The 13,505-nt window shown below is 36.9% G+C and carries 8 protein-coding genes; 5 read left to right on the top strand and 3 right to left on the bottom strand.

From position 1 onward, the window contains the following. Positions 1–28: 28 nt before the first annotated feature. Both HQN83_RS07360 and metG read right to left on the bottom strand, forming a co-directional pair. Positions 29–2,380, bottom strand: coding sequence for a DUF6263 family protein (locus tag HQN83_RS07360; protein ID WP_173089703.1), 2,352 nt, complete (start codon positions 2,378–2,380; stop codon positions 29–31). 352 nt (positions 2,381–2,732) lie between these two features. Next, a complete protein-coding gene (gene metG / locus HQN83_RS07355) occupies positions 2,733–4,841 on the bottom strand; it encodes a methionine--tRNA ligase (RefSeq protein WP_173089702.1) in 2,109 nt (702 codons plus the stop codon). A gap of 40 nt (positions 4,842–4,881) precedes the next feature. Between metG and HQN83_RS07350 the strand changes: the two genes are divergently transcribed. From HQN83_RS07350 to HQN83_RS07330, 5 genes are all read left to right on the top strand, one after another. Further along, positions 4,882–5,796, top strand: a complete 915-nt coding sequence (locus HQN83_RS07350; RefSeq protein WP_173089701.1) for a S66 peptidase family protein — start codon at positions 4,882–4,884, stop codon at positions 5,794–5,796. Positions 5,797–5,893: 97 nt separating this feature from the next. Further along, positions 5,894–6,619 carry a hypothetical protein gene (locus tag HQN83_RS07345; protein ID WP_173089700.1) on the top strand — a complete coding sequence of 242 codons (726 nt, stop codon included), beginning with the start codon at positions 5,894–5,896 and terminating at the stop codon, positions 6,617–6,619. After that, positions 6,620–9,379, top strand: coding sequence for a TonB-dependent receptor (locus tag HQN83_RS07340; RefSeq protein WP_173089699.1), 2,760 nt, complete (start codon positions 6,620–6,622; stop codon positions 9,377–9,379). It abuts the gene before it with no gap. Positions 9,380–9,382: 3 nt separating this feature from the next. Then, the gene (locus HQN83_RS07335; protein WP_173089698.1) at positions 9,383–10,519 is read left to right on the top strand and encodes a DUF4249 domain-containing protein; all 1,137 of its coding nucleotides are present in this window, start codon (positions 9,383–9,385) and stop codon (positions 10,517–10,519) included. 9 nt (positions 10,520–10,528) lie between these two features. Next, entirely contained in the window at positions 10,529–12,898 is a 2,370-nt protein-coding gene (locus HQN83_RS07330) for an Ig-like domain-containing protein (protein ID WP_173089697.1), read from the top strand. 99 nt (positions 12,899–12,997) lie between these two features. On the opposite strand, the gene HQN83_RS07325 is transcribed toward HQN83_RS07330, so the two are convergent. Then, a complete protein-coding gene (locus HQN83_RS07325) occupies positions 12,998–13,495 on the bottom strand; it encodes a lipid-binding protein (RefSeq protein ID WP_173089696.1) in 498 nt (165 codons plus the stop codon). Positions 13,496–13,505: the final 10 nt, after the last annotated feature.

Here is a 13,505-nt window from a genome sequence, read left to right as displayed (position 1 = left end):
AAGTCACAAAAAAGGACTATAATCACTCTTATAATTCCCAACTTGTATATTTTTTCACCACTGTTTTATAATCATCGCTAAAAGGAATGAGTAGATACACATCATTTGGCAACAGGAGTAATTTGGTGGGATAAGATTGCACCTTAAAGTCTTTCTCTACCTTATTGTCCGACATCAGCACCTTATAAGAGAATTTCTTTTTCTCCATAAACTCGTCCACGAGGTTCTTTTTGTCGTAACAAGCGATAGTAGTAACATTGAGTTTATCAGGCACAGGATTGTTTACATGGAGGTCTTCAATCTTGTCAATCTCGGCCACACAGGCTCCACACCACGTGCCCCAAAAATCAATAAACAGGAATTTCCCTTTATTGCTGGCGCTACTAATCTCCGTTCCGCTACGCTCTTTCAGATTAAACTTGGGTGAGGCCGGAAGCTTTTCCTTAAGCGCTTGCCTAAAGAAACTTTTAAAATCACCATTCGGGTAAGCTTTAAGGTATTTCTCTTTGAGAATAGCATACCTATCAGGCTCCACAATAACCATATCAACATATTTCTTGAGCATTTCCTCGGCCGAGATACCCGTTGCACCGGCCGCGTTAAGATATAGCTCAGTGTAGTTCCTCTCTGCCAAGTATGGGTATTCATGACTGATGATATATTTGTCCTCGATCTGCTCTTCTTGTGTTGGTAGGTAATCACTGGCGAGCTGTAAATATTTCACACTATTTTTAGGCTCCAGTATGCTTTTTCTGTAATACGCATCAGCAAGTTGTTTGCGCAAAACAAGTCTTTGAGGGGCAACATGAAACCGATGGAAAAACTGGTCTTGCGGATCTCCTTCAAAAGGTTTACTAAACTTTGTTATATCATTTCTGAACATCTCAATACTATAGTCCAGGTATGCAATTCGTATAGAATCGGGCACTTTTAAGCTCGTCATGCGGTCGTAAATCAATAGACGATACCTACCATAATTGTCGAACACACCATTAAACCGATCATTGGCCAAAATTTCAATTTCTTTAGGCGTGCTCGCAAGAGTGGCTGTAATATATGGCTCAATGCCATCAAAAAGTGAAGAAAGCTTAGGTATGTTCAGCTTCTGAACAGCCATAACCATTTCCTGAATCTTAAGTAAATCGGCTCTGCTAGTATTGGTATTATACACCTCTTTACAGATATCAAAATGAATCAGATCAGCCACATGAGCTGTATTTGAAGGATACTTTCCGTCACGTGAAAACTTCGTGAACATAACTTTGAGGGCGTTTACAAATCCTACTGTATTGCGATTCTGATATTCAATTTTTGCCTTAGCCGCCACCGCAGCATCATTACGCAGGTATTCCACCGGAATCTTTTCAATCAGTTTCATTTTGCCCTCGTAATCAAACCAAGAAAGAAGTTCAGCCGCGGCAGCATTAAATTCGTAGTCATCAGGTTTGGCCAATTTGGACAAAGAATCTAATTTATGTCTCGCAATATCATCAATACCTATTTTACCTTTACTTTCTCGATACCACGTACTCAGATCCTCCACTGCTCTGGTTGCTTTTTTAATTGGCGTGTTATAATTCTTGAAATCGGTTTGACGCGAAAACTCTTCAAACAAGTCGATAGGAGCTTTCAAACCTGCAATATTTGATGATTTTACAGCAAACCACCAAGAGTCCTGATCCTCGTGTCTGGAGGCTCTACCAGGAATACTACCCTTCGACAGAGAGTCAACATAAGCGATTTTTGTTACTCCAGAACCTTCATCAACAAGAATCTCCTTCTTTACAGTAATGGAATCATCTGTCTTCCCAGCCTCAAAGCTGCGGAACGTAGTGTCTAACTTGGCTAAGCCGTTGCGGTGAAAAGCGAGATGAGCCTGTCTAATAAAAACTGCCGGATGGGTTGAGTACTTAATAAAATCTGCATTTGGAGAGCCATATTTATTTTCGGGAATCTTTTCGATTGCCGCCTGACGGGTCATTCTGGCCGCAAGACTATCCAATCCATTAATATGGATCACTTTACCAGTTGAATCCATACTAAAAGTAACAGGTGATTTGATCAACACCGCATCGATCAAATTGCTAATATCATTATCATCAGAAGTAGATCGCTCATAAGAATCGAGAATCCTACCATTATGTGAGGTATATTTGATGCGCCGTATAAGCTGCATTTTCATATTGTAGATGTTGTTTTTAACGTTAATTACATCAAACTTGTATGCAGAAAAGTTAAGGCTTTTATATTGCGTCGAATGGACAGAGCTGCTTAAATCAAGATATTCATAGGTAAACTTCTGACCTTTTCTGAGCTTCAGTTTCTGGCCATAAGAAAGGTTTACACTTAGAAGAGCCAGGCAAAGTAATAGATATTTCATGAGCGCTAATTTTGTTTAGATACAAACCGATTCTTGAAGATAAAGAAAAAAGAGGTGTGGTCTGCTAAACAAAAAAATGATTTAACTTTCTTTAACACAGCCACATCACTTTATTCTATCTTTTGGCTAAAGTCAGTCCACGTTCAGTCCACGTTTTACTAGAAAAAAGGTGGAGTCAGCATGCACTCACCCTTAAAGGACTGTGGACACAATAATACCTCCGCACAAACCGCCTAACCTCTGCTCTATTTTAAAGACTTTTATAACTGAAGAAGCCCATTTCCTGTTTGCTACAGAGAAATGGGCTTCAATAATATTTAAAACGCGCCAGTAGCGCAATCAGCTTATCTGATTATCTGATTATGCTACCGTTGCTATGATTTTGAACTGGCGATACGAAAGCTAGTTTGCCATCGGAATCCTCCGACATTAAGATCATTCCCTGAGACAGGATTCCTTTAATTTCACGAGGAGCAAGGTTTACAACTAAACTAACTTGTTGCCCAATTACCTCTTCTGGTTTATAAAATTCGGCGATACCCGAAACAACAGTTCGCTGATCTATACCTGTATCAAGAGTAAGTTTAAGCAGTTTTTTAGTCTTTTCAACCTTTTCTGCTGCCACAATTGTAGCTACCCTAATGTCAATTGCAGTAAACTGCTCAAATTGGATATTCTCTTTCGCAGGCTCCACAACAGCTGTTGAAGCTATATTATCAGCCTTGCTTTGGTTAAGCTTATCTATTTGTGCTTGTACGGTTTCGTCTTCAATTTTATCGAACAACAATACTGCTTCGTTAATCTGATGTCCACGTTTTAAGAGCCCCATTTTACCTGCATCTTCCCATAAATGACCACCGTAGTTCAGCATTTTTTGCAGTTTATCGGCAGTAAATGGTAAGAATGGCTCAATCAGTATTTCTATGGTAGCAGCAATTTGCAAGCTGATATTTAAGATGGTACGTACACGATCTTCGTCAGTTTTTATTACTTTCCAAGGCTCAGTATCGGCAAGGTATTTATTACCCAAACGAGCAACATTCATTACCTCAGCCAAAGCCTCTCTGAAACGATAGTTTTCTATCGAAGCACTTACTTTTGCAGGGAATGCAGCCAAATCGTCAATTACTTGCTGATCTTCTGGCGTGATAACCATACATGTTGGCACTTTACCATCAAAATACTTATGGGTTAAAACCACTACCCTGTTAATGAAGTTACCTAAAATGGCAACCAATTCATTGTTATTTCTTGCCTGAAAATCTTTCCAGGTAAAGTCGTTATCCTTTGTTTCTGGAGCTGTAGCGGTTAAAACGTAGCGTAAAACATCTTGCTTATCTTTAAACTCTACAAGATATTCATCAAGCCAAACAGCCCAGTTTTTAGAAGTCGATATTTTTTGACCTTCTAGGTTCAGGAATTCATTTGCGGGTACATTATCAGCCAATATATAATCGCCATGAGCCATTAACATTGCCGGAAAAATAACACAGTGGAATACGATATTGTCTTTACCGATAAAGTGAACCAGTTTGGTTTCATCGTCTTTCCAATATTGTTCCCAATTGCCATTTTCAACACCATTTTGGTTGATGTAATATTCTTCGGCTTTAGGGTTCCAAATACCTAAACGAGCATATTCGAAAAGTTCTTTTGTTGCCGAGATGTAACCGATAGGCGCATCAAACCATACATACAGAACTTTACCATCTGCACCTTTAACCGGAACTTTAATTCCCCAGTCAAGGTCTCTGGTCATCGCACGAGGCTGTAAACCCGCGTTTAACCAACTTTGGCACTGCCCATAAACATTTGGTCTCCACTCTTTATGGCTTTCAATATATGTTCTTAATTGATCTTCGTATTTATCAAGTGGTAAAAACCAGTTTTTGGTTTCTTTCCTTACCGGTTTTTCGCCAGATAAGGTAGATTTAGGATTGATAAGATCAGTTGCATTTAAAGTACTTCCACAGTTTTCGCACTGATCGCCATATGCATTCTCGTTACCACACTTAGGGCAAGTACCGGTAATATATCTGTCAGCTAAGAAAGTCTGTGCTTTTTCATCATAATACTGCTCGGTTACTTCTTCTGTAAAAACACCTTTATTGTAAAGTGTTTCGAAAAAGTCAGACGCAGTTTGATGGTGCATCAGCGAAGATGTACGGTGATAAATATCAAATGAAACACCAAGTTCTTTAAAAGAATCTCCAATAATTTTATGGTATTTATCTACTATCGCCTGAGGTGTAGTTCCTTCTTTTTTGGCCTTTAGGGTAATGGGAACACCATTTTCATCAGATCCACAAATAAACTTTACATCTCTTTTATTAGAGCGAAGGTACCTTACATAGGTATCGGCAGGCAAATAAACGCCAGCCAGGTGTCCAATGTGTACCGGTCCGTTAGTATATGGCAATGCTGCCGTAACTGTATATCTCTTTATTTTACTGTTATCCAAAACTATTTTTATTATTTTGTCAAAGATAAGTGTTTTACTAATGATTAAACAGCCAGCATATTTAAAAAAAGGTGACAAAATTGCAATAGTTTGTCCAGCCAAGAAATTACCCCGCAGCATTGCTTATGCAATCAGCGTTTTTGAGACTTGGGGGTTGGAAGTTGTAATCGGTAAAACGGTACACGCTGCGCACAATCAATTTGCCGGCGACGATAGTTTAAGGGCTCAGGATCTGCAAACTTTTTTAGATGATCCGGAGATTAAGGCGATTATAGCTGGCAGAGGCGGTTATGGGACAATCCGAATTATAGATGACCTGGACTTTACTGAGTTTATAGCTCATCCAAAGTGGATTATTGGCTTTAGCGACATAACCATCCTACTTTCTCATTTGCTTGCACAGTTTAATATGCAGAGCATTCATGGCCAAATGCCATATACTTTTGACACAGCCTCTCCCGAATCTTTGGAATCGCTAAGGCAAGCTTTATTTGGCGAAAGCATCAGCTATGAATGTCCTTCTGGTGGTTTCTCAAACAAGGTAGGCAGTGTCGAAGGAGTGCTAATTGGTGGTAATTTAACGCTTTTGGTAATGACCCAAGGTTCGGTATCAGAAATGGATTATACCGACAAAATCTTGTTCTTAGAGGATGTTGGAGAACACGAATATTCTATAGACAGGATGATACGCATGCTTAAACGCAGTGGTAAACTGGCAAAGTTAAAAGGATTAATTGTAGGTGCCTTTAACGAGGTTGAAGCAGAAACTATTCCATTTGGCTCTAGCCCCGAAGAGGTGATTTGGGAAATTGTAAAGGAGTATGATTATCCTGTTTGCTTTAACTTCCCTACAGGTCATGTTGATGACAATAGAGCTTTAATATTAGGAAATTTTGTTAAATTAGCAGTAGAGGAGAAAAACGCGACCTTACATTCTCCTAAAACGCTAACTTAAAACCAGATTAAACAAGAATACAGTTTGATCTGCTTCTAAATAAAAAGAAAACTAAATAGTATTTCGCTACCTGATATATTATTTAAACATTAAACCAATGAGAAACATTTTATTAATACTTCTTTCAGTAGGCCTTTTTGAAAGCCAGGTTGCTCTATGTCAAGATAAAACAGATACAATCCAAAGAACTCTTGCTCTTAATAAAATTACCGATGTATTTAATACTCAAATGGATGTTCAAAGAGGACTTTATAATGGGTTGGAATATTATCCTTATAATCGTTTGTTTAAGGGATCTGCAAATTTCCTAAATGAAAAAGATTGGAAAAAAGCAGATGTAATTTATAATCAAGTTTTATTTAAAAATGTCATAGCAAAATATGACCTGGCAAAAGACTTACTTGTAGTTTTGGACACAAACACCAATATATCCTTTACCCCAATTAGTGAAAGGGTAAGCGACTTCTGGCTAATGGATCATCATTTTGTATATCTAAATATTCAGAATAACATCATTTCTCCTGGTTTCTACGATTTACGAACGGATGGAAAGACCAAACTCTACGTAAAAAGATCCAAGACGATAAAAAACACCAATGATGGTGTTTCAGCTCTGGAAAAAATATTCCTAGAACGTGTTGACTATTATATCGAGGAAGAAGGATCCTTTTATAGGATAAATTCTAAAGGAAGCTTTTTAAACTTCTTTAAAGATAAAAAAGCTAAAGTAAGAGACTACTTAAAGCAAAACAAGATAAACTATTCTGAAAATAATGAAAATTACCTGATTAAGGGAACCATGTACTACGAAACTTTGAAATAAATGACAACAAAAAAGACGCTCTTTCTTCTTGTTTTTATCCTTTGTATACTCTCCAAAATATCGGCTCAGGAAAACAAGACTATAATCAATGAGAATTTTCAAAAGGCAAAAATTGATCAGATAGTTAAAGAACTAGAACTTAAATCTACCCTTCAGTTTTTCTACAATGAGAAAGATTTTGACAATTATGCCTTTAGCTTCAAGGCGGAGAACCTCCCAATTAATCAATTTTTAGATAGCTTATTCTTCAAAACCGATATCAGATATTCAATATATAATAATCAGATATTTCTGACAAAAGGAAAAGAAATAAACTTTGAAATAGCCTCAGTCCATTCAAAAGACCCTGAATTAAAAGATGAAGAATCTCTTTCAAATACCCATGAGCTTTCAGGCGAAATTCCCCTCGCCCGAGTTGCGAACAAACTATATGAAGTTGGTCAAAAATCGAATGAGTTACCTACAGGCACATCTGTTTTATCTGGCTTTATAATTAGTAACAGAACAGGCGAGATAGTTCCAGATGCCACAATTTTCCTTCAGAACAATACTTCTGCATTAGGTGCAACTAATAATAGTGGCTATTTTAGCATTACACTACCATCCGGAAAAAATAAGCTTTTAATTAAATCTCTGGGGATGCAGGATGCTTATCGACAAATTATGCTTTACACAAACGGCAGACTTAATTTCGAACTTCAGCCACAAGTTTTCACCTTAAATGAAGTTAATATCTCTGCAGAGAAAATAAGAAATGTTAAAGCTGTAGAACTTGGGGTAAACAGGCTAGATATAAAAAGCATAAAGCAAGTTCCGGTTGTATTTGGCGAAGCAGATATTTTAAGAGTTGTTTTAACCCTCCCTGGGGTGAAGTCTGTTGGAGAAGCGAGTACCGGGTTTAATGTACGCGGCGGTTCCACAGATCAAAACCTTGTCTTACTAAATGATGTTACGGTTTTTAGTCCGGCTCATTTTTTTGGTTTTTTCTCTGCATTTAACCCGGAGTTAGTTAGAGATATAGAGCTGTATAAAAGCAGTATCCCCCAAAAGTATGGAGGGCGGCTATCGTCGGTTTTAGAAGTAACCAACAGGGAAGGAAATAAGAATAAGTTTACAGGATCGGCAGGAATAGGCCTTTTAACCAGCCGTTTAAATATTGAAGGCCCAATTGACAGTGGAAAAACATCCTTCCTATTTGGAGGCAGAACCACTTACGCCAACTGGCTTCTTAATCTTTTGCCAAAAGAGTATAAAAATAGTCGCGCATCCTTTTACGATTTTAACCTCGATATAAGTCATAAAATAAATGAAAAAAATAGTCTGCTACTATCATCTTATTTCAGTGCCGATAAATTTAAGCTCAACAGCGACACTAGTTATAAATACGCCAACAATAATCTATCCTTAAGGTGGAAACACGTATTTAATGAAAAATTATATGGGAATCTGATGGGGTCCTATTCAGGATATAACTACAATGTCCAGTCTGAATCGAACCCAATAACCGCATACAATCTTTTTTTCGGAGTTAAACAAGGTAGCGCAAAGGCCGACTTTAGTTATGTATTGAACAATCAACACACAATAGATTTTGGAATCAATACCATATATTACAATCTAAGTCCCGGAGAATATACTCCTTCAGGAGAATCTTCTTTAGTGAGCACTAAGCTCATTGCCAATGAAAAAGCACTAGAAACTGCAATTTATATCGGTGATCGATTTGACATAAGTTCAAAACTATCTGTAAACCTTGGACTTCGCTATAGCCTTTATAACTACCTCGGTCCGAACACTGTAAACAATTATGCCCCGGGATTACCAATAGAAGAGAATAATAAAACCGGATCTAAAACTTATGGATCAGGAAAGATTATAAGGACTTATCAAAACCCTGAAATCAGGGCTTCCTTTAGATATAGCATCGCAGATAATTTATCGGTAAAGGGTGGCTACAATACGTTGAACCAATACATACACCTCCTTTCCAATTCAACATCCATATCTCCAACAGACATATGGAAACTTAGCGACCCTAATATCAAACCACAAAAGGGCAGCCAGATTTCTCTTGGAATTTACAAGAACAACAAATCAAACACCATTGAATTCTCTGCTGAAGGCTACTATAAAAAACTAAAGGATTACCTTGATTATAAAAGCGGAGCTACCTTGGTTTTAAATGATCATATCGAGACGGATGTAGTAAGAACAGAAGGAGAAGCATATGGTGCGGAGTTCATGATAAAAAAGAATGCTGGCGCCTTAAATGGGTGGGTTAGCTATACCTATTCAAGAACCTTGTTACGCATGACAGACGCAAGCCAAGGCGATCTGATTAACAATGGAGCATATTACCCAGGAAATGCCGACAAACCTCACGATTTTAACTTTACTGGCAATTATAGATTCACGCATAGATATAGTATGTCAATTAATATTGCATACAGTACTGGCAGACCAATAACATTACCAATAGCCAAATACGAATATGCCGGTTCCATTCGCGTATTATACTCAGATAGGAATCAATATAGGATTCCTGATTATTTCAGGTCCGATATCTCATTTAATATCGAAGGCAATCACAAAATTAAACAACTAACCCATAATTCATGGACCATCGGAGTATATAACCTAACTGGTCGGCAAAATGCGTATTCAACCTATTTTACTTCCAATAACGGATCTATTAATGGATATAAGCTCTCCATATTTGCCACCGCAATTCCTTTCATCAACTATAATATCAGATTTTAAACTATGAAAAAATACTTCCTATTTTATATGTGTTTGGTCTTATGGTCATGTAAAAAACCATATACACCAGAGGTTATCACAAAAGACGTAAACTATCTCGTTGTAGAGGGCTTTATAAATGCAGGGGGAGATTCTACTATCATCACTTTAAGCCGCACATCAAACTTAACAGACACACAATCTAAACCAGAATTACATGCCATAGTTGTAGTGGAGGGCGATGACAATAAGACCTATAACATAGGAGAAAAAGGAAACGGTAAATATGGTGAATGGGCATTGCCAATTGGAAATCCGACAAAGTATCGTTTAAAAATAATAACGACAAACGGTAATATCTATTTATCAGATTTTGTAGAGCCTAAGATAAGTCCTAAAATTGATGACATCTCATGGGATATTAAACCAGATGGCCTTCAAATTAACGCAAGTAGCCATGATGTAAATAACAATAGCAGATATTATCGATTCGAATACGATCAAACTTGGCAATTTGTTTCCAATTACTTCTCCTCAATAATTTTGAAAGGGGATAAATTAGTAAAGAGAAACCCGGACACAGAAGATATTTACTCCTGTTTTGGAAATGATCATTCCAGCCAAATTACGGTAGCATCAACAGCTCGGCTTACTAATGATATTTTGTCTAAAGCCCCTATACTATTTATTCGTTCAAACGAAGAAAAGCTATCCATTAAATATAGTATTCTACTTAAACAGTACACAATGTCTGAGAAGGAATATAAATACTGGGAAACGCTCAAGAAAAACACGGAGAATTTAGGTTCAATATTCGATCCACAGCCCTCATTTGTATTGGGAAATCTAAAATGCACAAACAATCCGGATGAAAAAGTACTCGGTTATATTGGCGCGGGATCGGCAAGCACAAAAAGAATATTTATTGACAAAGCGGAGCTTCCTCAAACTTGGGAAAAAGAAGAACTATTTACATGTAAACTGGATTCTCTTCATATTTCAGAGACGGGCGTTATTTTCAATAATCCAAATAAAGCTACACCTGTTTATGCCGTATATGGTTTTAAAGGATTTGTAGAAGCTTATTATGTATCAAGTGTATTTTGCGTCGATTGTACAACAAGGGGCACTAAAACCAAACCGAATTTCTGGCCACAATAACACATCTATATGAAACACAAAATTCTGACAGGGATTTTAGTAAAAATAATTGTTTTACTCCTGGCTTTAAATGCGAACTCCCAAACACTTGAAAGTTTGGAAAATGCTTTTACTAAATATCATCAAACACATCTTCAGGAAAAGTTGTTTGTCCATTCAGATAAAGAAAGCTATCTAGCAACAGAAATAATCTGGTTTAAAATCTATAATGTGGATGGAATATTAAATAGCCCTTTAAACTTGAGTAAAATAGCCTATGTTGAAATTTTAGATGCAGCTAACAACGCGATTCAGCAAGTAAAAATTTCATTAAATGAGGGCTCTGGATCTGGATCCATCTATTTGCCCACAACTGTCAGTTCGGGAAATTACAAGCTAAGGGCTTATACCAACTGGATGAAAAATTTTGATGCTCAATACTACTTCGAAAAGCAAATCCGTATCATAAATACTCAAAGCGCCCTTATAACCGACCAACAAAACAGCGATGAGGACATTGATATTCAATTCTTTCCTGAAGGCGGAACTATGATAACCGGAATAAACGGTAAAGTGGCCTGTAAGGTTATAGGAAAAGATGGAAAAGGACTTGCCTACATAGCATCTATTGTTAATCATAATGACACTATAACGCGTTTTAGTTCACTTAAATTTGGTATCGGAACATTTCAGCTTAAGCCATCTGCCGATTTGGAATATAAGTGTATACTGACGGTTAATGGCAAAAAGATCGTAAAATCTCTCCCCAAAGTTGAACTACAAGGATATGCAATGCAAATAGCAGATACCACTTCAGGTAAGATTCGCATTGATATTTCGACAACTGTAAATACCTCCGAAATGATTTATCTGATCGCCCACAGCAGCCACGTCATTAAGGATGCGCAAGGGATAAAAACGAATCAAGGAAAGGCTTCGTTCATTATTGATAAAGAGAAATTAGCCTCAGGGATTTCAAATTTCACCATTTTTAATTCATCAGGAGTTCCAATTTGCGGGCGATTGTTTTTTAAGCCTGTTGAACAGGTTTTAAATATCAATGCAAGTACAGACAAGCAAGAATATCCCTTGCGAAAAATGGTCACCGTACAAGTTTCTGCGATAGATCAGCAGAAGACACACCAAATTGCCAATCTATCGCTTTCTGTATTTAAAACAGATGCGCTCCAGACAGACAATAAAGAGCACATTTTAAGCTATCTATGGTTAAAGTCTGAGCTGAAAGGATATATTGAATCTCCTGACTACTATTTCAAAAATATGCCTGAAACTATTGCAGCTGCTGACAATCTGATGCTGACTAATGGGTGGCGTAAATATACTTGGGATAATGTACTGAACAATAAACAGCAAATACTAAAATTTCTTCCCGAAAATGAAGGTCATCTGATCACAGGAAAAGCAACAGATAAGTTCGGAAATGCCCTGAATAATGTTGGGTTATTTTTTTCTGTTCCCGGAAACCAAGCAAAAATATCCAGTACCAATACCAAACCTGATGGATCTTTTACATTCAACGTTAAGGAATATTTTGGCGATAATGAAGTCGTTCTTCAAATCAATTCACTGAAAGACACAACATCTACAATTACCCTTTACAGCCCATTTTCAGAGCAGCATTCCAATGTAAAATATCCTTCTTTAGACCTTTCACAATTTAAAACCGCAGACCTTACTGCCTGGAACAGGAACAACGTAATTCAAAATTCCTATTTTGGACTCAAACTAAGGGAAATGTTTCAATATCCTTCGGATACATCTGCTTTTTATGTAAATCCATTTAAACGATATATGATGAATGATTATGTTCGTTTTCCTACTATGAAAGAAGTATTCAGAGAATTCGTTTCAGAGGTGTACATGGTAAAGGAAACAGGTGAAACAGGATTGAGAGTGATAACACCCAATGGCTTACTCAATTCCAATCCGTTAATAATATTAAATGGCACACCTATTTTCAATACCGCAAAACTCATGAAAATTGACCCACATAAAATAAGGTCTATAGAAATCATAAATCACAGGTACTTTTTAGGAAATAGACTTGAAGATGGTATATTGAATTTTTCTACTTACAAAAATGATATGGCAGGATATGAAATTGAACCTAATGCTTTGGTTTTAGACTACGAAGGCCTACAACAAAAAACAGTATTTTACGCCCCCGTTTATGAGAATAAAGCACAGATTGAAAGCAAATTACCTGACTTCAGAACAGTTATGTCATGGATTCCTGAATTTAAAACCAATGAACAAGGCCATAAAAAATTATCTTTTTATACCTCTGATCTGCCTGGCACATATATAGGAATAATTCAAGGTATTACAAGTAGTGGTAATGCAGGATACACCTCTTTTAAATTTGAGGTGCAAAACTAAATGAAAAACGATGAGCCCGTATCATTAATCAAAAATAGATTTATGATACAGGCTCTTTTTATGAATAAATCGCCCTCGTTAGAGGGAAATATCCTTAGACTAGTATTGATCTTCTACAAACTGAGATCTTCTATGACCAGAAAGAATATAAGTCTTTCCGTCTGTCTCAGTTGAATACTTTACATATATACTGTCTGCTATTGTTTTACTTCCTTTAAGTTTAGTAGCATCAAGCAATACTTTACCTTCCAAAACTTTGAAGCCTTTATTCGGTGTAAATGCAATATTAGTTCCATCTCCGCTGATTGTTTTAGCGGGAACATTACAAGCAACTTTACCTAACAATCCGTAAGGTACAGCACTGGTTAACATTTTCATCCAAACAATATTGTTTACGTTATCAGAAGTATTGTATGTGCTAAGTGTAGCATAAGTTGGTCTTGCTGCTGACCCATCTTCATTGTAAACATGAACATACCATTCACCAGAGATCGGATATACTGGTGAAACTACCACCTCTGGATGATCCTTTTTACAGCTCGCAGCGGTTAACCCAACTAAAACGAGTACTGAATATATTAATCTATTTGATTTCATAATTTCTTCT

Origin of the sequence: Pedobacter foliorum (genome assembly GCF_013266735.1) — a bacterium.
GTDB lineage: Bacteria > Bacteroidota > Bacteroidia > Sphingobacteriales > Sphingobacteriaceae > Pedobacter > Pedobacter foliorum.
Note: the sequence above shows the minus strand (reverse complement) of the source record. Positions and strands in the feature narration are given on the sequence as shown.

Excerpts from the sequence above, each read along its gene's own strand:
- HQN83_RS07360 (WP_173089703.1), bottom strand. The coding sequence starts at position 2,380 with ATGAAATATCTATTACTTTGCCTGGCTCTTCTAAGTGTAAACCTTTCT.
- HQN83_RS07350 (WP_173089701.1), top strand. The coding sequence starts at position 4,882 with ATGATTAAACAGCCAGCATATTTAAAAAAAGGTGACAAAATTGCAATA.
- HQN83_RS07345 (WP_173089700.1), top strand. The coding sequence starts at position 5,894 with ATGAGAAACATTTTATTAATACTTCTTTCAGTAGGCCTTTTTGAAAGC.
- HQN83_RS07340 (WP_173089699.1), top strand. The coding sequence starts at position 6,620 with ATGACAACAAAAAAGACGCTCTTTCTTCTTGTTTTTATCCTTTGTATA.
- HQN83_RS07335 (WP_173089698.1), top strand. The coding sequence starts at position 9,383 with ATGAAAAAATACTTCCTATTTTATATGTGTTTGGTCTTATGGTCATGT.
- HQN83_RS07330 (WP_173089697.1), top strand. The coding sequence starts at position 10,529 with ATGAAACACAAAATTCTGACAGGGATTTTAGTAAAAATAATTGTTTTA.
- HQN83_RS07325 (WP_173089696.1), bottom strand. The coding sequence starts at position 13,495 with ATGAAATCAAATAGATTAATATATTCAGTACTCGTTTTAGTTGGGTTA.